Raw genomic sequence first — 20,136 nt, 5'->3', positions numbered from 1 at the left:
CTACGTCGACCGCGACCGTGTGGGTGATCCATGAGCGACGACGCCGTCCGCTGGCTGTTGGGCGATCAGCTCAACCCCGACCTCGACGCGCTCGGCGACGCCGACGAGGTGCTGTTGATCGAGGCGCACGGCTTCGCCGACCGGAAGCCGTACCACGCCCACAAGCTGACCCTCGTGTTCTCGGCGATGCGCCACTTCCGCGAGGAGCTCCGCGAGCGGGGCCACGACGTGACGTACCTGCGGGCCGACTCGTTCGGCGAGGGGCTCGACGAGTTCCTCGCCGACCGCCCCGGCGCCGACCTCCGGCTGATGCGCCCCGCGAGCCACGGCGCCGGCGACCGGCTGCGCGAGCTCGTCGCCGCGCGGGGCGGCTCGCTGGAGCTCGTCGACAACGAGCTGTTCTGGACGACGCCCGACGACTGGCGCGAGTGGGCCGGCGAGGAGGGAACGGCGATCGGTGACGACGGGACCGCGGCCCGGACCGTCCGACAGGAGCACTGGTACCGCCACGTCCGCCGCGAGACGGGCGTGCTGATGGACGGGGACGAGCCGGTCGGCGGCGAGTGGAACTACGACGACCTGAACCGGGAGACGCCGCCGGACGGGTGGGAGCCCCCGGAACGGCCGCGGTTCGACCCGGACGAGCTCACCCGCGAGACGCACGCGTGGGTCACCGACCGGTTCGACACGTGGGGGGACGACTCGCTCGACCGATTCGCGTGGCCGGTGACTCGGGAGGAGGCCCGCGAGGCGCTCGACCGGTTCGTCCGCGACGGCCTCCCCGCGTTCGGGCGGTACCAGGACGCGATGGTCGGCGGGGAGCCGTTCCTCTCGCACTCGCTGCTCTCGCCCGCGATCAACCTCGGACTGCTCGACCCGCGCGAGGTCGTCCGCGCGGTCGAGGCCGCCTACGAGGAGCGCGGCGCCGAGCCGGGCGCCTACGAGCCCGCGGAACGCGGAGAGACGGACGCGGGCGCCACCTCCCTCGACGACTTCGGCGGGGACGGCGACGGCGACGATGACCCCGGCGCCAACGACGCCGGTGACGACGAGCCCGCCACCGACGACTCAGCCTCCGACGACCCTGCCCCGGTCCCGCTCAACGCGGCCGAGGGGTTCGTTCGGCAGGTGATCGGGTGGCGGGAGTTCGTCCGCCACGTCTACCGCGAGGCGATGCCGGAGCTGGCGGCGGCGAACCGCCTCGATCAGGACCGCGACCTCCCACCCGCCTACTGGGACGGCGACACCGACATGCAGTGTCTCGCCGAGGCGGTCGGCCACGTCCGGGAGTACGGCTACGCCCACCACATCGAGCGGCTGATGGTGCTGTCGAACGTCGCGCTGCTCTATGGAGCCGACCCCGCCGACGTGAACGAGTGGTTCCACCTCGGCTTCGTCGACGCCTACCACTGGGTGACGACGCCGAACGTCGTCGCGATGGGGTCGTTCGGGACGGACGTGCTCTCCTCGAAGCCGTACGCCGCCTCCGGGAGCTACGTGAACCGCATGAGCGACCACTGCGCCGACTGTCGGTACGCGGTCTCGCGGACCACCGGGGAGGGCGCGTGCCCGCTCAACGCGCTCTACTGGGACTTCCTGAAGGAGAACGAGGAGACGCTGCGCGGAACCGGTCGGATGGGGCTGATGTACTCGCACCTCGACGACAAGGGGGACTCGGAACTGGCCGCGATCCGCGAGCGAGCGACCGCGGTCAGGGAACTGGCTGCTGAAGGAGAACTATAGGAGCTATAGGAGCGATCGACCGCCGACGCTTCCGGCGGAGCCGGTCACTCGCCGGCGGCGAGCCGGCGGATCCGGGGGAGCGCCTGCTCGTAACCGAGCCCGACGACGCCGACGTACAGCGCGAGCAGCCCCATCCCGACGGCCCACGCGCCGAGCACGAGGTCGCCGGCGGTGGCCGCCGAGAGACCGAACTGTTCGAGGAGGACGCCGACCACGGCCGCTGCGCCGGCGCCGACCGTCACCGCGAGGAGTTCGATCAGCTCGACCGCGACAGCGGGTACTTCGACCATACCCGAGGACGGCGGTCGCCGATTATGACTCTTTCGGGACGGTGGGACGCAGATGCGGGCGCTAACGGCGGAACGCGGGCGAGGGAAGCGACGACGGAACGCGGGCGAGGGAAGCGACGACGGAACGCCGCGGGGGAGCGGGTCGACCGGACTCGGGACCGCCGACGCTCACTTGAGCCCGAACGACCGCATCACCGAGTCGGCGATCCCCTTCGCGATCAGTCCGAGCCCGGCCAACAGGATCGCGACGCCGGCGCCGACGATCGGGTCGTGGACGGCCAGTATCCCGATCCCGACGAGGACGACCACGACGCCGGCGATGCCTTCCGACCCGAGGGTGTCGCGCATGTCCTCGGATCGCCGCCGTCGTGGTTTAAAAAGGACGCTTCCGCGCGAGAGCGGCCCTTTTATTTCCGGGAGCGCGTATCACCGCGTACGCATGAGCAACGGAGACGGCGGTGGCCGGAACGACCTCCGGATGCCCGACGACGACGAGGTGTTCGCGGAGGTCGTCGAGATGCTCGGCGCGAACCGGGTCAGGGTGCGCTGTGCGGACGGGAAAGAGCGGACCGCGCGGATCCCCGGGCGGATGCAGAAGCGCGTCTGGATCCGGGAGGACGACATCGTCCTCGTCGAGCCGTGGGACTGGCAAGACGAGAAGGGCGACATCTCGTGGCGCTACGAGAAGAGCGAGGCCGAACAGCTCCGCGAGGAAGGCCACCTGCAGTAGCGCGGGCGGAGCTCTCCCTCGCGATTTTTAAGTCCGAACGGTCCCGATCGGACGTATGCTCCGGCTCGCGATGACGACGGACGCCGAGACGTTCGACCGCGTGCGCGAGCCGCTCGCCGACCGCGGGATCGCGGTCGAGCACGTACAGGCGAAAGAGCGGTCGCTTCGCGTCTCCGGCGGAGAGAACGGAGAGGCCGTCGACGCCTCGGTAGGCGCCGACCTCCCGACGGGCGACGGCACCTCAGCGGGTGCCGCCGCCGAGCGCGGCGAGTTCGCCGGCTTCGACGCCGGCTTCGTCTACCCCTCGCGGCTCATGGAGGGTGCCGTGGTCGACGCGCGGCTCTCCGTCCCGTGGGTGAACGACCGGGAGGCCGTCCTCACCTCACGGAACAAGGCGGACGTGCTCGCCGCGCTCGACGACGCCGGGCTCCCGACGCCGCGGACGACCCTCGTCTCGAACCCCGTCGACGAGGCGGTCGTCACCGAGGCCGCCGCCGACTTCTCCTACCCGGTCGTCGTCAAGCCGAACTCCGCGACCCGCGGGGTCGGGGTCGCGACGGCGACCGACCTCGACTCCCTCTTGGGCGTCGTCGACTACCTGAACCTCGTCCACGACTACCGCGCGACCGGCGACAAGTCGTACCTGATCCAAGAGTTCCTCCCGGACGCGCGCGACTACCGCGCGATGGTCGTCGACGGCGCGTACGTCGGCGCCGTCGAGCGGAAGCTCCCCGCGGACGCCCTCGCGGAGGGCCGGTGGAAGCACAACGTCCACCGGGGCGCCGAGGCGACCGGGATCGACCTGCCCGACCGCGCCCGCGAGCTGGCCGAGCGGACCGCGGCGGTCCTCGGGATCGACTACCTCGGCGTCGACCTCCTAGAGACGGACGGGCGGCTCGTCGTCAACGAGACGAACGCGCGGCCGACGGTCGACGCGGCGACGAAGTACGAATCCGACTTCTACGACCGGCTCGCGGGGCTGATCGAGCGGACCGCCGCGGAGAACTGAACCGCCCGGCGACTACTCCAGATCGATCGACGCGGAGTCGTCGTCGCGGTCGAACGCGACCTCGAGCACGCCGTTGTTGAACGTCGCGTCGGCCGAGTGCTCGTCGACCGGGACGGGGAGGTCGACAGTCTCGTCGTACTCCCGCCGGTCGGACGCCGCGGAGATGGTGAGCGCCTCCCCGTCGCACTGTAAAGAGAGCTCGTCTTTCGAGACGGCCGGGAGGTCGGCGACGAGTCGCACGCCGTCCTCGGTCGTGTACGCGTCCACGTGGGTCGCCGAGCCGAAGCCGGCGTCCTCGCTTCCGGGGTTCCCGTTGGCCATCTCGTTCATCATCCGTTCGATCTCCTCGAAGAAGTCGCCGAACGGATCGTCACGGTCGTCTCTGTCCATGTCTCACGTGAGGTGGGTGACCCCGATAAGCCTTCTGTCCACGACCGTCTTCGCCGCCGTTCGGGGTCGTACGGGCGGTACGCGGCGTCTCCGGCGCTCAGATCTCGGCCCCGCTTCCCGCCCGCCGATCGCTTCGAACCCCGAGGCGGCGGGCGCGACCGAAAACCGACCGTCCGTAACAAAATCGAACGATAGTGACCGTCTCACGGCGACTCGGTCGGATTTAAGTGTCTGGGCTCTCCTTTTTCGAACATGAGTAAATCATATCTCGCCGCGGGCGACGACGTAAGCGACGACGAGGTCGTCCGGGTGGGCCTCAACGGCTTCGGCCGTATCGGGCGGAACGTGTTCCGGGCGGTCTTAGAGAGCCCGCGGATCGAGCTCGTCGGCATCAACGACGTGATGGACTTCGACGACATGGGCTACCTCGCGAAGTACGACACCGTCATGGGCCGGCTGGAGGGCGTCGAGCGCGACGGCGACGAGCTGACGATCGGCGGCACGTCGGTCTCGCTGTACAACGTCCAGGACCCCGCGGACCTCCCGTGGGACGACCTCGACGTGGACGTCGCGCTGGAGTGTACGGGCGTGTTCCGCACCCGCGAGGACGCGAGCGCGCACCTCGACGGCGGCGCCGACACCGTGATCATCTCGGCGCCCCCGAAGGGCGAGAAGCCCGTCGAACAGCTCGTCTACGGCGTCAACCACGACGAGTACGACGGCCAGGACGTGATCTCGAACGCCTCCTGTACAACCAACTCCATCACGCCGGTCGCGAAGGTGCTCGACGCGGAGTTCGGCATCGACGCCGGCACCCTCACCACGGTCCACGCGTACACCGGCTCGCAGAGCCTCATCGACGGCCCGATGGCCAAGCGCCGCCGCGGGCGGGCCGCCGCCGAGAACATCGTGCCGACCTCGACGGGCGCCGCGGGCGCCGCGCAGGACGTCCTCCCGCAGCTCGAAGGGAAGATCGACGGGATGGCGATGCGGGTCCCGGTCCCGACCGGCTCGATCACCGAGTTCGTCGTCAGCCTCGACGAGACCGTCACCGAGGAGGAGGTCAACGCCGCCTTCCGCGACGCCGCCGACTCCGGCCCGCTCGCGGGCGTCCTCGGCTATACCGACGACGAGGTCGTCTCCTCGGACATCGCCGGGCTCCCCTTCTCCAGCTACGTCGACCTGGGGTCGACGAACGTCATCGCCGGCGGGAAGCTCCTGAAGGTCCTCACCTGGTACGACAACGAATACGGCTTCTCGAACCGGATGCTCGACATGGCCGCGTACGTCCACGACGAAGCGTAAGCGCTCGGGTCTCGTGTACCCGGTTCACTGCGGCGACGCACTGTGCAGAAACTTACCTCTAAGTACCTAATCGACGACCCCACACACATGTCCACGTTCGACACCATCGACGACCTCCCGGCAGACTCCCGCGTCCTCGTTCGGCTCGACCTGAACTCCCCGATCGAGGACGGCGAACCGCAGGACAACCGCCGGTTCGAGCGCCACGCGGAGACGGTCCGCGAGCTCGCCGACGCCGGCCACCGCGTCGTGCTCATGGCCCACCAGGGCCGTCCCGGCCGCGACGACTTCACGTCGCTTGCGGGCCACGCCGACATCCTCGCCGACCACGTCGGCCGCGACGTGGCGTTCGTCGCGGACACCTACGGCGACGACGCGCTGGAGGCGATCGACGCCCTCCGTGCGGGCGAGGTGCTCCTCCTGGAGAACACCCGGATGTGCGACGACGAGCTCCCCGAGGCGTCGCCCGCGGAGAAGGCCGAGACGGCGTTCGTGCAGACCTTGGCACCGCACTTCGACGCGTACGTCAACGACGCCTACTCGGCGGCCCACCGGAAGCACGCCTCGCTGGTCGGGTTCCCGCTCGTCCTCCCCGCGTACGCGGGCCGCGTGATGGAGACGGAGTACGAGGCCAACACCGCCATCGCGACCCGCGAGTTCGACGGCCCCGTCACCATGGTCGTCGGCGGGACGAAGGCGACCGACGTGATCGGCGTGATGGACGCGTTAGACGAAAAGGTGGACCGCTTCCTGCTCGGCGGGGTCGCGGGCGAGCTCTTCTTGCGCGCCGCGGGCCATCCGGTCGGCCACGACGTGGGCGGGATGGACCTGTTCGACGAGCAGTGGGAGCGGAACCGCGAGCTGATCGAGTCGGTGCTCGACGAGCGCGGCGACGCGATCCGGCTCGCGACCGACCTCGCGTACGAGGGCCCCGACGGCGGCCGCGCGGAGGTCGCCGTCGACGAGATCGACGAGAAGACCGACGGATATCTCGACGTGGGCTCGGAGACCGTCGCCGACTACGAGCAGCCGATCCGCGAGTCAGACGCGGTGTTCGTGAAGGGCGCGCTCGGCGTCTTCGAGGACGAGCGGTTCGCGGACGGCACCGTGGGCGCCCTCGAAGCGATCGCCGAGACCGACTGCTTCTCGGTCGTCGGCGGCGGCGACACCTCGCGGGCGATCGAGATGTACGGGTTAGACGAAGGGGACTTCTCGCACGTCTCGATCGCGGGCGGGGCGTACATCCGGGCGCTGACCGGCGAACCGCTGCCGGCGGTGGAAGTGCTGGAGGCGGCGGCCGCGGGGCAGTAGGCGGCGGATCAGTAACCCACGGATCGGAAGGCGGGAGACGGCGAAGTCGTCGTCGCGCGCTCGACGGCGACTACTCCTCGTTGAGGTCCAGGTCGAACTGCTCGTTTTCGGTGACGGGGTTGAGGACGACGCTGGTGTTCGACTCGCGGATGTCGGCGTCGGTGAGGATCGACTTGATCTGCTCGTTCATCCCGTCCGTGTCGGTGAACTTCCCGATCGCGATCACGTCGTAGTCGCCGGTGACCTCGTAGACGCTCACCATCTGTTTCTCCTGACGGAGCTTCTCGGTCACGTCGGGCAGCGCGCTCCCCTCGACCTTGAGCTGGAGCACCGCGGTCACGTCGTAGCCGAGCTTGTCGTAGTCGACGATGGGCGTGTACCCCTGGATCACGCCCTCGTCTTCGAGGTCGCGGAGGTGGTTCGACACCGTCGTCACCGATACGTCGAGCTCGTCGCCGAGGCTCCTGAGGCTCGCCCGCCCGTTGCTCAGAAGGGAGTTGACCAGCTTCGCGTCGAGGTTTTCGTACGTCATCACACCTATCCACGTCGTCAGGGGTTTATAATTTTACGAACGTCCAGCATTCTTGCGCGACTGGCGGTTCATGCGCCAAGCGATAAGGCCTTTATACTGGCAGATAACGAATGAACCGTCCAGAACATGACGGACGAACACGCGAAACCGGACGGCGGCCTCACGGCCGAAGAACAGGCGGTACTCGACGAGATCGAAGAGGAGAACGTCGATTTCCTGCGGCTCCAGTTCACCGACATCCTCGGCGTCGTCAAGAACGTCTCCGTGCCCGCACACCAGGCGGAGAAGGCGTTCACCGAGGGAATCTACTTCGACGGCTCCTCCATCGAGGGGTTCGTGCGCATCCAGGAGTCGGACATGCGGCTCGTCCCCGACCCCGACACGTTCGCCGTGCTCCCGTGGCGCAGCGACGGGAGCGGCGACAGCGGCGCCGCGCGACTCATCTGTGACATCGTCACCACGGAGGGCGAGCCCTTCGTCGGCGGTCCGCGTCAGGTCCTCAAGAGCGTCCTCGAGGAGGCCGAGGAGATGGGCTACTCCGTCTCGATCGGTCCCGAGCCGGAGTTCTTCCTGTTCGAGAAGGACGAGGACGGCAACGCGACGACGATCCCGCACGACAACGGCGGCTACTTCGACCTGGCCCCGAAGGACCTCGCGTCCGACGTGCGCAAGGAGATCATCTTCACCCTCGAGAAGATGGGCTTCGAGATCGAGGCCTCTCACCACGAGGTCGCCGAGGGCCAACACGAGATCAACTTCAAGTACGACGACGCGCTCTCGACGGCGGACAACATCGCGACGTTCCGTGCCGTCGTCCGCGCGGTCGCGGAGCAGCACGACCTGCACGCGACGTTCATGCCCAAGCCGATCGCCGACATCAACGGCTCGGGCATGCACAGCCACATCTCGCTGTTCGACGAGGACGGCAACAACGCCTTCGCCGACAACGGCGACGAGTTCAACCTGAGCGAGACCGCCTACCAGTTCATGGGCGGCATCCTGAACCACGCGCCCGCGTTCACGGCCGTCACCAACCCGACCGTGAACTCCTACAAGCGGCTGGTGCCCGGCTACGAGGCGCCCATCTACGTCGCCTGGTCCGACACGAACCGCTCGGCGCTCGTCCGCGTCCCCGACGCCGCGGGCGTCTCCGCGCGCTTCGAGGTCCGCAGCCCCGACCCGTCCTGTAACCCCTACCTCGGCATGGCGTCGCTCATCGCCGCCGGGCTCGACGGGATCAAGACCGGCGCCGACCCCGGCGACCCGGTCCGCGAGGACATCTACGAGTTCGACGACGCGAAGCGCCAGGAGTACGGCATCGAGACGCTGCCGCCGAACCTCGGCGCGGCCGTCGAGGAGCTGGAGACCGACGAGGTGCTCCAGGAGGCGCTCGGTCCGCACACCTCCGAGAAGTTCGCCGAGGCGAAGTCCCAGGAGTTCAGCGAGTACCTCACCCAGGTGTCGCAGTGGGAGGAGGACCGCTACCTCGAGACGTTCTGAGGGGCTGAGGCGGCGACGCGGTCGCGGTTTTCACGGTTCTTGCTGTTCTCGCGGTTTTTTCAGCCGTCCGGTTTTCACGCCGTCGCGCAGTTTTCGGGCGGCGGCGAGTCGGTCCGTGTCGATCGCGTGGACTCGAGGACGATCGATAACGGGAGTACGTGAATCACCGCGGTGGGACGGTTGTTTATAAGCGGGTTGTGGTGTTGCTGTCAGCTGTTTATAAGTGAGTGACGTGTTCGTGGTGACGGCCTGCAAAGCCCCAGTCGCCGAGGGCGGCGCACGCTCGTTGCGCGCTTCAGTCGGTCGCTAGCGCTCCCTCCTTCCAGTGCTTACGTCGCCTGCGCCGCCCTCGGCGACTGCCCCTTTGAGTCCCCACCCGACCGCAGACCGCAGCCTCACGCCTCCCCAGCCTCGTCGCTGGCGCCTTATAAGCCGCCAGCGACTCCCTCGCGCGTGCTCCTCGGCCGCGAAGCGGCCTCAGAGGCACGCGCCACCGCGCCGTTGTTTATAAACGATCGCCGCCGTCGCCCACATTGCTCTTAAATATCCTCTCGTGACCACGGCTCTGCAACACTCATTCCTGCCGTCTATCGCGGCGTTTCCCGTGGAACCCGCTCAGTCCCGGGCTCCCGACAGCCGCCCGATTCGGTCCGGGAGCGCCGGCAGCGCGACGACGGCGGCCACGGCGGCGGTCGTCGCGGCCAGCGTGACGCCGAGCGTCCCTGCGAGCGCGTATGCGCCCACCCAGAGCCCGCCGGTGACGGCGAGCGCGGGGACCGCGATCCGGACCGGGACCGCGGGCTCGTCGCCGCCGACGACCCGCCAGCCGATCGCGCCGCCCGCCCCGGTGGCGATCCCGATCCCCGCCTCGACCACCTCGCCGGTGTGTCCGCTCGCGACGGCGACGGCCAGCGCGCCGACCGAGACGATCGCCGCCAGCAGGAAGGGGAGCGTGGGATCGAGCGCGGCGGTCGGGGACGAGGCCCTCGACGCGGCCGAGCCGCCCCGGAGCCGCGGGTCGCCGGCGAGCCACAGCGAGCCGAGCACGACGCCGCCCCCGACGGCCAGCCCCGCGAGCACGTCGACGACGTAGTGGACCTCGATGGCGACCCGCGACGCCGCGACGGCGACCGCGACCGCGCCGCCGGCGAGGAGCCGCTTCCGCGCGGTCCACGCCCGGTCGTACACGAGCGCCAGCGCGAGGTACGCCGCCGCGCCGCCGGTGGCGTGACCGCTCGGGAAGCCGAAACCGTCGGAGAGCACCTGCGCCTCGTACCACGCCGACAGGAGGCCGGGGAGCCACGTCGGCACGTCCGCGGGACCGACCGCGCCGGGCGGGCGGGGGACCGCGAACCACGCCTTGCCGAGCGCGGTGGCGGCGTACGCGCAGGTGACGGCCGCGATCGCGGTCGCGCCGGCTCGACGGGGGGCAGCCGCGAGCCGGTCGCCGGCGAACCAGTAGCCGACCGCCAGCAGCCCGAACAGGAACCACGGGTCCGCGAGATGGGTGACGGCCGCGAAGACGACGACGACGGCCTCCGGGAGCGCGTCGACGAGAGAGGTCTCGCCGATCCCGCGCTCCGCGCCGACGAGTCCGGTCATCGTTCCGCTCACCGGCTAGTCGTCGCCCCGGTCGCGGGCGTAATCGAGCGCCTTGCCGGGCGTTTCGAGCAGGTTGAGGCCGATGCCGACGATGATGAAGAGGGTGTACAGCCCGAGCGTCGACAGCCCGAGGATGAGCATCGCGGCGATGGCGTACGCCCCGTCGAGGAACGAGAACGCGCCGAGAATCAGCACCGTGCCGTACAGGAGCACGAGGTACGGTCCCCAGCCGCGGGCGTGGCCGCGCCGCATCCGCGATCGGACGTACCGCTTCAGCTCCGACTCGACGGCCGGCTTGTCGACGGTGCGTCGCTCGACGTCATCCTCGAACGCGTCGAACTCCGCCCGCAGCCGGCTCACCTCCTCCTGTAGCGCCGCCACGTCCGGCGCTCCCGCCGGGCGTTCCTCGTCCCCGGCGTCGCCCGCGCCGTCCGACTCACCGTTCATATCCGTGGGTCGGCCGCGGTCGTGTTGTAACTGCCGGTCCGTCTCGTCGTCGTCGCCGTCGCCGTCGGGGCCGGCGATCCCGCCGCTCCGCCCCGCGAGGACGACGTTGACGACGCCGCCGACCACGACGACGACGGCGGCGAGGTACAGCCACGTGACGAGGAGGAGGATGCCGCCGATCACGCCGTACACCTGGTACTGGCCGGCGCTCGCGGCGTACACCTGAAAGCCGGCCTGCAGCAGCGTCCAGCAGACGGCGGCGAAGACGGCCCCCGGGAGCGCCTCCCGGACCCCGATGGCGGGCTGCGGGAGGAGGTAGTACATCGGGAGGAAGACGACGGCGAGGAAGGCGGGCAACGCGAGGACGCTCGCGGCCCCCAAGAGGGGGACTCCGTCGGCGGCCGCGACGAACGCGCCGACGGCGACCATCACGCCGATCCCGACGCCGACGCCGAGCACGACCGAGGCGGCGTCGGCCAGCTGCTTGAGGAAGTCCGGCGACTCGTCGCCGCCGTACAGCTCGACGAAGACCGTGTCGAGCCCGCGGAACACCTTCAGTGTCGACCAGAGCAACACCGCCAGCCCGAGCACGCTCGCGCCGGTCCGCCCGCCGGCGGAGGAGACGGCGCCGACGACAGCCTCCTCGCCGGCGGGCGTGAGGAACTCCCCGGCCGCCGCCACGAGCTCGGCCGCGATCGCCTCGCCGAAGACCGCGCTGGCGACGACGATGAGCAGGAGCAGCGCGGGGATCAGCGAGACGAACGCGTAGTAGGCGATGGCGGCGGCGAGGAACGTCACCTGCCGGTCGAGCGCGGTGTCGACGACGCGGCGGACGGTTCCGAGCGCGGCGGTCGAGTGACGGGACACGCTCGCGGGTTCGGGCGACGGCGACAAAAGCGGGGCGGATGCGGGCGCCTCCGGTGGACGAGGCGGTGGGGAGGGAGGAGAGGCAGAGGCGGGTCGGAGCCGTCAGTCGCCGCCGAGGACCGCCTCGCGCATCTCGGGGATCGACGCCGTGCTCTTGACCGCCGTGCCGCGGTAGTGCGCGCGGCTCGCCTCGTGGCCCGCCCCGCGGAGGCGCTCGACGAACTCGTCCATCCCGATGGCGGGCTCGCCCCACTCCTTGTACAGCCGGTGCTGGTCGTAGTGCGTGGGGGTGTCGAGCTCGCGCGCGACGGTGCCGAGGAGCTTCCGAGCGCGCTTCGCCTCGCCCATGTCGTCGGTCACCTCGCGGCGGACCGCGCGGGTGAAATCCGGGTCCGCGACCGCGCCGAGCCAGAGCGGGCCGGCGGTGAGCACGCGGTCGCTCCCGCAGACGGGACAGGCGTCGACGGGGTCCGCGATCAGCCCGCGGGTCGGCTCGCGCCAGAGGCAGTCCTCGCAGTGATCGACATACCCGAGCTCGTCGACGCAGCCGTCGGCCGCCTGCGCGCCCGACTCCAGTTCGAGGTAGGTCCGGGCGTAGTGACGCGAGACGTGCGAGACGATCGGGCGCGCCGCCTTGTCGTAGCGCGCGGCGGTCCGGACCAGCGCGGAGATCAGCGTCCGGAGGCCCATCTCGGGGTGGTAGTCGGTGTTTCGCGGGACCGCGCCGTACTTCCGGATCCCGCTGTTGAGGTGGGCGCCACACAGCGGCGCGGTGTCGGTCGCAGTGACGCAGACGAGGTTGCGGCCGTTCGCCAGCGCGGCGTCCGCGAAGGGGATCGGGGTCCCGTACGGGTCCAGATCCACGATATCGAAGGGGCCCTCGTCGTACAGCAGCGCGTTGACGTCGCGGTGGGCGGTCTCGCCGTCCAGGCCGTTGGCGGCGAGGTTCTCGGCCGCCAGCTCGACCGCGTCGGGGTCCACGTCGGCGCAGGTGACGTCGTACCCCTCGGCGGCGGCGCGGACGCCGCGGACCCCGGAGGCCGCCATCGCGTCGAGGTACGACGCCGCGCGCGGCTCGCGGTCGCGGTACGCGCGCAGCACCGCGACGGTCACGTCGCGGTTCAGCTCCTGCGTGGGGTTGAAGAAGACTCCGCTGCCGGTGCCCTCGCTGGCCCCGTCGCGGGCCTCCGGAACGGAGACGGTGAGACCGCCCTCCTCGATGTCCATACCCCGCGTTCGGCCATCCGCCACAAAAGGACCCCGCTCCGCGCGCCGGGCGGAGCATTCGCCCTCCGTCCCCGACCGCGAAGCGGGAGTTTTAGCCCGTCAGCCCGGAAAGGGGGACACATGACTACCACGTGGAGCCGACGGGCGGACATCGGCGGCGGAGCGACTCGCGGACGCGTCGCGGTCTCGGCGGAGGGCGGACGATGGTGAGTCCCGCCCGCGTCGACGCGATCACCGACATCGCCTACGGCGCGCTGATCGCGCTGGCGATCGTGCTCATCGCGACGCTCAACGCGAACGACATCGGGGTGGCGTTCGGGATCGGGGTGTTCGCCTCTTATGTCGTCCACGTCGTCTGGAAGATGGCCCGGTTCGACCCGGACTGGATGACCCGCGAGGTCGCCGATCAGGTTGGCAAGGAAGTGGAGAAGAGCGTGGGCGAGACCGTCAACAAGGAGGTCGAAAAGAGCGTGGGCGAGACCGTCAACAAGGAGGTCGAAAAGACGGTGGGCGACACGGTCAGCAAGGAGGTCGAAAAGAGCGTTGGCGAGACCGTCAGCAAAGAGGTGGAGAAGAGCGTGGGCGACACGGTCAGCAAGGAAGTCGAGAAGACGGTCGGCGACACGGTCAGTAAAGAGGTCGAGAAAACCGTTGGCGAGACCGTCAACAAGGAGGTCAGCGAGGTCGCCGACGAGGTCACCGACAGCGTCAGCGAGGAGGTCACCGGAAAAGTCGAGGAGACGGTGGGCGAGAAGGTCGAGGAGACCGTCGAAGAAACCGTCGAGAAGACCGTCGAGGAAACGGTGGGTGAGAAGGTCGAGGAGACCGTCGAAGAAACCGTCGAGAAGACCGTCGAGGAGACGGTGGGCGAGAAGGTCGAGGAAACCGTCGAAGAAACCGTCGAGAAGACCGTCGAGGAGACGGTGGGCGAGAAGGTCGAGGAAACCGTCGGTGAAACGGTCGAAGAGACGGTGGAGGAAACGGTGGGCGAGAAGGTCGAGGAGACGGTAGACAAAAAGGTCGAAGAGACGGTGGAGAAGACCGCCGACGAGAAGCAGTCCGGCGGCTCGTAGTCGGCCGGTCCGCGAGCGACCGCGGCGCGGAGCGAACGGTATTTCCCCGGCCGTCCGCGATCGACCCGTGGAGTTCAGCGTTGTCCGAGCCGACGAGCCTCGCGGACGTGCGCATCACTGCGTACTCTGAGGACGAGTACCGGACCGCCGCGGCGATCGCGGACCGAGTTCGCTCGAGGAACGAATGACCTCCGACCGCGCGCGCACCGGGTCGCGTACGACTCGCGTACGACTCGCCGCCCGCGACGAACGGGGTCCGTCGGCGTGGGTGGCCGTGACCACCCGTCGTTTTGACCCGCTCTACCGATGGCGGATATGACGATTTCAGAGAGTCCTATAAACGTTCTAAGAGCCCTTGAACAGTTTTTAAACGATCGGTGAAACCCGGTGAACGGTCCGAAACTCACCGCCGAGACCGTTAATCCGGCTAAAGACGCGGCAACGCTCTGGCCCTTATATGCTACCGGCGCTCCATGCGTCGAGCGAAGACGGTGTTCCCCATGTCAAGCCAAACGTCCTCCTCATCGATCCGGGCGCCGATCCAGATCGGGTCCAGCCTCTCGACCGCCTGCCGGAACAAAGCGATCGCGGGCGTTCGCGCCGCGGCGTTCTGGGCGGCGATCGTCCTCCCCCTCGCGTACGTCCCCGCGGCGTACGGCGCGATGGGCTTCGACGGCGCGTGGAGCGCCCTCGCGCTCATCGCCGTCCACGCGGCGTGTATCGCGCTCGGTCACGAACACGACACCCCCTCCACCCACGCATGAGTACCACGCACACCTCCGCGCAGACGGCCGACCAGCCCACCGAATCGACCGCCTCGAAGGCCGATCGACTCGCCGCGTTCCTGCGCGAGGAGGCGGCCGACGGCGAGACGTACTTCAAGGCGAAGTTCATCAGCGACGACGTGGGGCTCTCCCCGAAGGAGATCGGCGCCCTGATCGTGCAGCTCCAGGACTCCGTACAGGACCTCGAGATCGAGAAGTGGTCGTACACCGGCGCGACGACCTGGCGCGTCTCGACGGCGTAGCGCTCGCGCCCGGGGAACCCGACCGCTCGACGTGCCCCCCGCGAGCGTCGAGAATCGGTCAACGCTTTGTGTGACGGTTGCGATCGGGAGACATGGATCGACTGGCGTGTTACGACTGCGGCGAGACGTACCCGTTCGGGGAGGCCGCCCGGTGTTCCTGCGGCGAGCCGCTCTGGTTCGAGACCGACCCCGACGCCGTCTCCTGGCCCGATACCGGCGGACGCGGCGCCGAAGCTGGGGCCGCCGGCCACGACTCCCTCTGGCGCTACGAGTCCGTCCTCCCCGCGGCGACGCCCGTCGGTCTCGCCGCGGCCGCCGGCGGCACGCCCCTCCTGCGAGCCCCGTCAATCGAACCGGCGGACGGCCCGCGACTGCACCTCAAGCTCGAGGGCACCAACCCGACGGGGAGCTTCAAAGACAGGGGGACGGCGGTCGGGATCGGTCGCCTTGACGGACCGATCGGGACCGTCTCGCACGGGAACATGGCGCTGAGCGTCGCCGCCCACGCGGCGGCCGACGGCCGGGAGGCGGTGATCCTCGTCGCCGAGGACACGCCTGACTCCCGGCTGGCGATGATCGCTCAGCACGACCCGCACCTGTTCCGGGTCCGCGGCGACTACGGGCGGCTGTACGAGGACACCCTCGAACGCGACCTCGGCGTCGCGTTCCTGAACTCCGACAGCCCCCTGCGGGTCGCCGGACAGAAGACCGTCGCGTACGAGATCTGCGAGGCGTTCCGCCCGGACGCGCCCGACGCGATCGTCCTGCCGATCAGCAGCGGCGGGCAGGCGAGCGGGGTCTGGAAGGCCCTCAGAGAGCTGCGCGCGGCGGGCCTGATCGAGGCCGTACCGCGGATCTACCTCGCGCAGGCCGCGCGCTGCGACCCGATCGCGCGAGCGTTCCGGCGGGGAGCGACACGCGTCGAGCCCGTCACCGGAGAACCGACCGCCGCCGTCTCGATCAACAACGCCGATCCGCCGAGCGGGAACCGGGCGCTGGCGGCGGTCGAGGCCACGGACGGCGCGGTCGCCTCCGTCTCGGAGGACGCGCTGCTGGCCGAGACGGACCGACTCGCGGCTGACGCCGGAATCTCCGTCGAACCGTCCTGCGCCGTGGCGACGGCCGCCGTTCGCGACCTCACCGAGTCCGGCGACCTCGGTCGAGACGAGGACGTCGCCGTAATCTTGACCGGGTCGGGGTACAAGTACGGAACGCCCGGCGCCGGTACCCCGTCGGTCCGCGAGATCGACCGCGAGGACGTGCCCGCCGCGGTTCGAGAACTCTCTACGTGAGTCGGCTCCCGGCTTTCTCGTACGACGGCCTTTCCCGTGTGGCGCGTCTCCCGTTCGTATGCCGATAGCTACTGGCGATTCCGTGACCCTGGAGTACACTGGCCGACTCGACGACGATACGGTGTTCGACACCTCCCGGAAATCCGTCGCCGAGGAGACGGGCCTCGCCGAGGCCCAGCCCGAGCGAGAGTACGCGCCGCTGACGGTCGAAATCGGCGAGGAACAGGTCATCGAGGGGATGGAAGAGGGACTGATCGGCTTAGAGGCCGGCGAGACGGACACCCTGACGATCCCGCCCGAGAAGGCCTACGGCGAGCCCAGCGACGACCAGATCCAGGAGTTCGAAACCGCGGAGCTCAAAGAGATGCTCGGCGGCCAGACGCCCGAGGAGGGCGCCTACCTCGAGGCCCAGAACGGCAGCCAAGGCGAAGTCGTCCACGTCGACGAGGAGGTCGTCCGGGTGGACTTCAACCCCCGCCTCGCCGGCGAAACGCTGACGTTCGACGTCGAAATCGTCGACGTCAACTGAGACCGAACGCGGTGACGTCTCTGCGGTCGTCCGTTGGTTCCCGGTTCACTCGGCGAAACCGCGGACCTACTCGTACTCCTTCAAAACCAGCAGGGAAACGTATGGGTTGGGGCGGATTCGAACCGCCGACCTGCTCCGTGTGAAGGAGCCGTCATAACCTGGCTAGACCACCAACCCGCGCGTATCGACGTATCCGACCTCCGGACTTAAGGGTTACTTTACGAGAGGATGCGGGTAGCGGGTCGGCCGTACGAATCGGTGGCCTCGCTCGGATCGGGTTCGCTACTCCGATTTGGCGGCGTCGCGGCCGCGGTATTCGGCGACGCGCTCTCGCGCCGACGCCACCGCCTCGCGGGCCTCGCCCTCCGCGCGCTCCTCGAGCTCCTTCAAGTCCGCTTGGAGCTTGTCCAGCCGCGAGGGCTCGGGCTCCTCGTCTTCGCCGCGGCCGACGATGTCTTTCACTCGCGCTTCGACGGGCTCCAGTTCCTCTTTCACGCCCGCCTTCGCGTGTTCCGCCGCGCGACCGAGGTAGTACCGTGCGTCTTCGAAGTGTTTGCTCATATCTGTCCTTTGGTATGCGACGGATATATCCTTTGTGGCTGTGAGGCGGGGACAGATTGGCCTGGCCGCGCAGTTACCGGTTCGACGCCACGGCTGCGCACCGCGAGAGCCGGCAGAGAGGAGAGAACGTCGGCCCTGTTGAAATTCTCTTCTTCAGATATAAACCACCCTGAAACAGCCGGGCGCTGAAGAGTGCCCATCGATCGACGGCGGGAGTGAATCTCGCAGATCGTCGGTAGTGAAACGGGATTTAAACCGATCGTGAGCGACAGCGACGATCGCTTATAAATCCGGTGCGGTGGCGCGCCTCCGAACGGTCGCCGCCGGCGACCGTGAGGAGCCCGCGAGGGAGTCGGCGCGGCGCTTATAAGCGCCGCGCCGACGAGGCTGGGGAGGCGTGAGGTGCGGTGCTGTGCGGGGCTGGGTGGGACTCAAAGGGGCAGCCGCGAGGGCGAAGCACGGCGCAGTAAGCACCGCAGCGAAGGAGCAACGCGACTGAGCGAGGAGCACAGCAAGCCGCGCGAGTCGTCGCGGCTGGGGCTTTGGAGGCGTTCACCGCACTGTCTAGAACTTATAAACAGCCGCCAGCAACACCCCAATCCGGCTTATAAACAACCACTCGATCAACGTGCAATACTCAGTCCCGAGATTGCTCACAGCTGCGCCGATAGTGACCCCAACCGGGTCAAACGCTGTCACGTGCTGAGAATTTCGACGAAATCGAAACGCCGGGATCAGTACGTGGGCGACTCCTCGGGCTCGCCGTCGCGCGCGTTCGCGACGCGACCGAGGGTGAACAGGAGGTCGGAGAGCCGGTTGAGGTAGGTGACGACCGTCTCGTTGATCGGCTCCGACCGGGCCAGTTCGACGACCCGCCGTTCCGCGCGTCGGGTCACCGTGCGGGCGTGGTGGAGTCTGGCGCCCGACTCGCCCCCGCCGGGGAGGATGAACGACCGCAACGGCTCCAGTTCGTCGTCGAGCGCGTCGATCTGTTCCTCGAGCGTCTCGACGTGTGCGGTCTCGACCGCGGGGTCCTCCGGATCGGGATCCGGATTCGCGAGGTCCGCCTGCACGACGTGGAGGTGATTCTGAACCGTCTCTAAGAGGTCGTCGAGATCGTCGTGGCCGGTCGGGCGCACCGTCCCGATCAGCGCGTTCGCCTCGTCGACCGTCCCGTACGCCTCGATCCGGGGGCTCGCCTTCGACACCCGGCTCATGTCCCGGAGGTCGGTGTCGCCCTCGTCGCCGCGGCCGGTGTAGATGGTCATGCGAGGCTCTTCTCCACGTACTCGACGATGTTCGCGCTCTCAGCCATCGTCACGCCGCGTTCCTCGTCCACGAGGACGGGGACGCCGCGCTGGCCGCTGACTCGCTTGACCTCGTTGCGGTCGGAGTGTAACGCGTCGACCCACTCGGTCTCGTACTCCACGCCGGCGTCGTCCAACGCCTCTGCCGCCTTCTCGCACCACGGACACCCGTCGAGGGCGTACAGTCGAACGCTCATACCGATCGATCCGGCCCCGGCGTCAAGAAGGTGTGCGTCCGGCAGTCGACGCCCCGTCCGCTCCGCCCCCGCTCCGCCTCGCTCCGCCCCCGCTCCGCGAAGCCGCTCAGAGATCGTGATACGACGCCATCTCGGACCGGTACGCGTCCGGGATCGGAGCCGGTTCGCCGGAGTCGGGATCGAGCGACACCAGCGTCGCCTCGGCCTCCGCGACGATGTCGTCCCCGGTCCGGACCTCGTGGGTCATCGTCGCGCTCGACCGACCGATCTCCGCCACGTCGACCGTGACGGTGACGCTGCCGTCGACCAGCTCGACCGGTCGGCGGAAGTCGAGCGACAGCGACGCCAGCACGGTCGACGCCCGCGAGATGTCGGCGTCGAGCACGTCGCGGAAGTACGCCGTGCGGGCCTGCTCGATGTAGGTGGCGTAGACGGCGTTGTTGACGTGGCCCATCGCGTCGATGTCGCGGAACCGAACGTCGATCTCGGTGGTGTAGGTGGTCACGAGGGGGGCTCAGTACAACAGCTCGTCGTCGTTCTCGATCATGTACAGCGAACGCGCCGCGATGTTGACGGCGTGGTCGCCGACGCGTTCGAGGTCGCGGATCGTGAGCAGGAGCCGCGAGACGTTCTGCATCGTCCCCTCCACGTCCTCATCGTCGCGCAGCTCGTCGCGCTCGATCAGGTCGCGCACGACGAGGTCGCTCGCCGCCTCGCAGGCCGCGTCGACCTCGTCGTCCGCCTCCGCGACCGCGAAACAGCGCTCCGGATCCGACTCGGCGTAGGCCGCCATCGCGTCGTCGAGCATCGCCAGCGTGTCGTCGCCGATGCGCTGGACGTCCACGTCGGGGAACACCTCCCGGTCGGCCCGCTTGGCGTACCCGCCGAGGTTCGTCGCGAGGTCGGCGATCCGCTCGAGGTCGGTGATGATCTTGAACGACGCCGCGATGAACCGTAGGTCGCCCGCGACCGGCTGCTGAAGGGCGATGAGGTCCGTGCACTTCCCCTCCAGTTCGAGGTACAGGTCGTTGATCTCGGCGTCGCCGGTGATGACCTCATCGCCCAGCTCGGCGTCCTGCCGCTCTAAGGCGTCGAGGCCCATCCGGAGCCGTTCCGCGACGAGCTCGCTCATGTAGAGCACGTCGTCGCGGAGCCCCTCCAGTTTCGTTTGGTACTGTTCGCGTGGCATCGTGTTGC

The 20,136-nt window shown here is 69.0% G+C and carries 23 protein-coding genes and 1 tRNA gene; 11 read left to right on the top strand and 13 right to left on the bottom strand.

Translation table 11 applies throughout. From position 1 onward, the window contains the following. The first annotated feature begins 30 nt into the window (after positions 1–30). Positions 31–1,743, top strand: a complete 1,713-nt coding sequence (locus JIN95_RS08235; RefSeq protein ID WP_200531066.1) for a cryptochrome/photolyase family protein — start codon at positions 31–33, stop codon at positions 1,741–1,743. 44 nt (positions 1,744–1,787) lie between these two features. Here JIN95_RS08235 and JIN95_RS08230 read toward each other — a convergent pair whose 3' ends face one another. After that, on the bottom strand, positions 1,788–2,033 hold the full coding sequence (locus JIN95_RS08230) for a hypothetical protein (protein WP_200531065.1): 246 nt from the start codon (positions 2,031–2,033) through the stop codon (positions 1,788–1,790). A 168-nt stretch (positions 2,034–2,201) separates the two neighbouring features. After that, positions 2,202–2,381: a hypothetical protein gene (locus JIN95_RS08225; RefSeq protein ID WP_095638234.1), complete on the bottom strand. Its 180-nt coding sequence runs from the start codon at positions 2,379–2,381 to the stop codon at positions 2,202–2,204. A gap of 91 nt (positions 2,382–2,472) precedes the next feature. Between JIN95_RS08225 and eif1A the strand changes: the two genes are divergently transcribed. After that, complete coding sequence (gene eif1A / locus JIN95_RS08220) at positions 2,473–2,763, top strand: translation initiation factor eIF-1A (protein ID WP_008847545.1); 291 nt, start codon at positions 2,473–2,475, stop codon at positions 2,761–2,763. Positions 2,764–2,818: 55 nt separating this feature from the next. Next, on the top strand, positions 2,819–3,772 hold the full coding sequence (locus JIN95_RS08215) for a RimK family alpha-L-glutamate ligase (RefSeq protein WP_200531064.1): 954 nt from the start codon (positions 2,819–2,821) through the stop codon (positions 3,770–3,772). 12 nt (positions 3,773–3,784) lie between these two features. Here the strand turns inward: JIN95_RS08215 and JIN95_RS08210 are convergent, their stop codons facing one another. Then, complete coding sequence (locus JIN95_RS08210; protein ID WP_095638236.1) at positions 3,785–4,162, bottom strand: Hsp20/alpha crystallin family protein; 378 nt, start codon at positions 4,160–4,162, stop codon at positions 3,785–3,787. A gap of 252 nt (positions 4,163–4,414) precedes the next feature. Between JIN95_RS08210 and gap the strand changes: the two genes are divergently transcribed. Together gap and JIN95_RS08200 are read left to right on the top strand one after the other, a co-directional pair. Next, positions 4,415–5,467 carry a type I glyceraldehyde-3-phosphate dehydrogenase gene (gene gap, locus JIN95_RS08205; RefSeq protein ID WP_095638237.1) on the top strand — a complete coding sequence of 351 codons (1,053 nt, stop codon included), beginning with the start codon at positions 4,415–4,417 and terminating at the stop codon, positions 5,465–5,467. An 87-nt stretch (positions 5,468–5,554) separates the two neighbouring features. After that, a complete protein-coding gene (locus JIN95_RS08200; RefSeq protein WP_095638238.1) occupies positions 5,555–6,778 on the top strand; it encodes a phosphoglycerate kinase in 1,224 nt (407 codons plus the stop codon). 70 nt (positions 6,779–6,848) lie between these two features. On the opposite strand, the gene lrp is transcribed toward JIN95_RS08200, so the two are convergent. Beyond that, entirely contained in the window at positions 6,849–7,310 is a 462-nt protein-coding gene (lrp, locus tag JIN95_RS08195; protein ID WP_095638239.1) for an HTH-type transcriptional regulator Lrp, read from the bottom strand. 126 nt (positions 7,311–7,436) lie between these two features. Between lrp and glnA the strand changes: the two genes are divergently transcribed. After that, on the top strand, positions 7,437–8,810 hold the full coding sequence (gene glnA / locus JIN95_RS08190; protein WP_095638240.1) for a type I glutamate--ammonia ligase: 1,374 nt from the start codon (positions 7,437–7,439) through the stop codon (positions 8,808–8,810). A gap of 615 nt (positions 8,811–9,425) precedes the next feature. On the opposite strand, the gene JIN95_RS08185 is transcribed toward glnA, so the two are convergent. The 3 genes from JIN95_RS08185 to JIN95_RS08175 form a co-directional block, all read right to left on the bottom strand. Beyond that, positions 9,426–10,412, bottom strand: a complete 987-nt coding sequence (locus tag JIN95_RS08185) for a phosphatase PAP2 family protein (RefSeq protein ID WP_200531063.1) — start codon at positions 10,410–10,412, stop codon at positions 9,426–9,428. Positions 10,413–10,427: 15 nt separating this feature from the next. After that, positions 10,428–11,726 (bottom strand): YihY/virulence factor BrkB family protein, encoded by a 1,299-nt coding sequence (locus JIN95_RS08180; RefSeq protein WP_095638241.1) that lies wholly within the window; start codon positions 11,724–11,726, stop codon positions 10,428–10,430. Positions 11,727–11,828: 102 nt separating this feature from the next. Further along, complete coding sequence (locus JIN95_RS08175; protein WP_200531062.1) at positions 11,829–12,953, bottom strand: tRNA (guanine(26)-N(2))-dimethyltransferase; 1,125 nt, start codon at positions 12,951–12,953, stop codon at positions 11,829–11,831. Positions 12,954–13,156: 203 nt separating this feature from the next. On the opposite strand from JIN95_RS08175, the gene JIN95_RS08170 reads away from it, so the two are divergent. The 5 genes from JIN95_RS08170 to JIN95_RS08150 all read left to right on the top strand — a co-directional run bounded on the left by JIN95_RS08170 (position 13,157) and on the right by JIN95_RS08150 (position 16,874). After that, entirely contained in the window at positions 13,157–14,026 is an 870-nt protein-coding gene (locus tag JIN95_RS08170) for a hypothetical protein (protein WP_200531061.1), read from the top strand. 500 nt (positions 14,027–14,526) lie between these two features. After that, entirely contained in the window at positions 14,527–14,790 is a 264-nt protein-coding gene (locus JIN95_RS08165) for a hypothetical protein (RefSeq protein WP_095638252.1), read from the top strand. After that, positions 14,787–15,053: a hypothetical protein gene (locus JIN95_RS08160; RefSeq protein ID WP_095638243.1), complete on the top strand. Its 267-nt coding sequence runs from the start codon at positions 14,787–14,789 to the stop codon at positions 15,051–15,053. Before JIN95_RS08165 ends, JIN95_RS08160 begins: the two co-directional genes overlap by 4 nt. Positions 15,054–15,145: 92 nt before the next feature. After that, positions 15,146–16,345 carry a pyridoxal-phosphate dependent enzyme gene (locus JIN95_RS08155; RefSeq protein WP_200531060.1) on the top strand — a complete coding sequence of 400 codons (1,200 nt, stop codon included), beginning with the start codon at positions 15,146–15,148 and terminating at the stop codon, positions 16,343–16,345. A gap of 58 nt (positions 16,346–16,403) precedes the next feature. After that, a complete protein-coding gene (locus JIN95_RS08150; protein ID WP_234699176.1) occupies positions 16,404–16,874 on the top strand; it encodes an FKBP-type peptidyl-prolyl cis-trans isomerase in 471 nt (156 codons plus the stop codon). 102 nt (positions 16,875–16,976) lie between these two features. Here JIN95_RS08150 and JIN95_RS08145 read toward each other — a convergent pair. The 6 genes from JIN95_RS08145 to phoU form a co-directional block, all read right to left on the bottom strand. Further along, positions 16,977–17,051, bottom strand: a tRNA-Val gene (locus tag JIN95_RS08145). A gap of 105 nt (positions 17,052–17,156) precedes the next feature. Next, positions 17,157–17,435, bottom strand: coding sequence for a hypothetical protein (locus tag JIN95_RS08140; RefSeq protein WP_200531059.1), 279 nt, complete (start codon positions 17,433–17,435; stop codon positions 17,157–17,159). Positions 17,436–18,169: 734 nt separating this feature from the next. Further along, positions 18,170–18,703 carry a cob(I)yrinic acid a,c-diamide adenosyltransferase gene (locus JIN95_RS08135; protein WP_095638198.1) on the bottom strand — a complete coding sequence of 178 codons (534 nt, stop codon included), beginning with the start codon at positions 18,701–18,703 and terminating at the stop codon, positions 18,170–18,172. Next, on the bottom strand, positions 18,700–18,939 hold the full coding sequence (locus tag JIN95_RS08130) for a glutaredoxin family protein (protein WP_095638199.1): 240 nt from the start codon (positions 18,937–18,939) through the stop codon (positions 18,700–18,702). Before JIN95_RS08130 ends, JIN95_RS08135 begins: the two co-directional genes overlap by 4 nt. A gap of 106 nt (positions 18,940–19,045) precedes the next feature. After that, positions 19,046–19,444 (bottom strand): thioesterase family protein, encoded by a 399-nt coding sequence (locus JIN95_RS08125; RefSeq protein WP_200531058.1) that lies wholly within the window; start codon positions 19,442–19,444, stop codon positions 19,046–19,048. Between the two features lie 9 nt (positions 19,445–19,453). Then, the gene (gene phoU, locus JIN95_RS08120) at positions 19,454–20,128 is read right to left on the bottom strand and encodes a phosphate signaling complex protein PhoU (protein ID WP_095638201.1); all 675 of its coding nucleotides are present in this window, start codon (positions 20,126–20,128) and stop codon (positions 19,454–19,456) included. Between the last annotated feature and the right edge of the window lie 8 nt (positions 20,129–20,136).

It is taken from the genome of Halorubrum sp. LN27 (assembly GCF_016635065.1).
GTDB classification, from domain to species: domain Archaea; phylum Halobacteriota; class Halobacteria; order Halobacteriales; family Haloferacaceae; genus Halorubrum; species Halorubrum salipaludis.
Note: the sequence above shows the minus strand (reverse complement) of the source record. Positions and strands in the feature narration are given on the sequence as shown.

What these genes read in the sequence shown, in the direction of transcription:
- JIN95_RS08235 (WP_200531066.1), top strand. Translation starts at nt 31, where the DNA reads ATGAGCGACGACGCCGTCCGCTGGCTGTTGGGCGATCAGCTCAACCCC.
- JIN95_RS08230 (WP_200531065.1), bottom strand. Translation starts at nt 2,033, where the DNA reads ATGGTCGAAGTACCCGCTGTCGCGGTCGAGCTGATCGAACTCCTCGCG.
- JIN95_RS08225 (WP_095638234.1), bottom strand. Translation starts at nt 2,381, where the DNA reads ATGCGCGACACCCTCGGGTCGGAAGGCATCGCCGGCGTCGTGGTCGTC.
- eif1A (WP_008847545.1), top strand. Translation starts at nt 2,473, where the DNA reads ATGAGCAACGGAGACGGCGGTGGCCGGAACGACCTCCGGATGCCCGAC.
- JIN95_RS08215 (WP_200531064.1), top strand. Translation starts at nt 2,819, where the DNA reads ATGCTCCGGCTCGCGATGACGACGGACGCCGAGACGTTCGACCGCGTG.
- JIN95_RS08210 (WP_095638236.1), bottom strand. Translation starts at nt 4,162, where the DNA reads ATGGACAGAGACGACCGTGACGATCCGTTCGGCGACTTCTTCGAGGAG.
- gap (WP_095638237.1), top strand. Translation starts at nt 4,415, where the DNA reads ATGAGTAAATCATATCTCGCCGCGGGCGACGACGTAAGCGACGACGAG.
- JIN95_RS08200 (WP_095638238.1), top strand. Translation starts at nt 5,555, where the DNA reads ATGTCCACGTTCGACACCATCGACGACCTCCCGGCAGACTCCCGCGTC.
- lrp (WP_095638239.1), bottom strand. Translation starts at nt 7,310, where the DNA reads ATGACGTACGAAAACCTCGACGCGAAGCTGGTCAACTCCCTTCTGAGC.
- glnA (WP_095638240.1), top strand. Translation starts at nt 7,437, where the DNA reads ATGACGGACGAACACGCGAAACCGGACGGCGGCCTCACGGCCGAAGAA.
- JIN95_RS08185 (WP_200531063.1), bottom strand. Translation starts at nt 10,412, where the DNA reads ATGACCGGACTCGTCGGCGCGGAGCGCGGGATCGGCGAGACCTCTCTC.
- JIN95_RS08175 (WP_200531062.1), bottom strand. Translation starts at nt 12,953, where the DNA reads ATGGACATCGAGGAGGGCGGTCTCACCGTCTCCGTTCCGGAGGCCCGC.
- JIN95_RS08170 (WP_200531061.1), top strand. Translation starts at nt 13,157, where the DNA reads ATGGTGAGTCCCGCCCGCGTCGACGCGATCACCGACATCGCCTACGGC.
- JIN95_RS08165 (WP_095638252.1), top strand. Translation starts at nt 14,527, where the DNA reads ATGTCAAGCCAAACGTCCTCCTCATCGATCCGGGCGCCGATCCAGATC.
- JIN95_RS08160 (WP_095638243.1), top strand. Translation starts at nt 14,787, where the DNA reads ATGAGTACCACGCACACCTCCGCGCAGACGGCCGACCAGCCCACCGAA.
- JIN95_RS08155 (WP_200531060.1), top strand. Translation starts at nt 15,146, where the DNA reads ATGGATCGACTGGCGTGTTACGACTGCGGCGAGACGTACCCGTTCGGG.
- JIN95_RS08150 (WP_234699176.1), top strand. Translation starts at nt 16,404, where the DNA reads ATGCCGATAGCTACTGGCGATTCCGTGACCCTGGAGTACACTGGCCGA.
- JIN95_RS08140 (WP_200531059.1), bottom strand. Translation starts at nt 17,435, where the DNA reads ATGAGCAAACACTTCGAAGACGCACGGTACTACCTCGGTCGCGCGGCG.
- JIN95_RS08135 (WP_095638198.1), bottom strand. Translation starts at nt 18,703, where the DNA reads ATGACCATCTACACCGGCCGCGGCGACGAGGGCGACACCGACCTCCGG.
- JIN95_RS08130 (WP_095638199.1), bottom strand. Translation starts at nt 18,939, where the DNA reads ATGAGCGTTCGACTGTACGCCCTCGACGGGTGTCCGTGGTGCGAGAAG.
- phoU (WP_095638201.1), bottom strand. Translation starts at nt 20,128, where the DNA reads ATGCCACGCGAACAGTACCAAACGAAACTGGAGGGGCTCCGCGACGAC.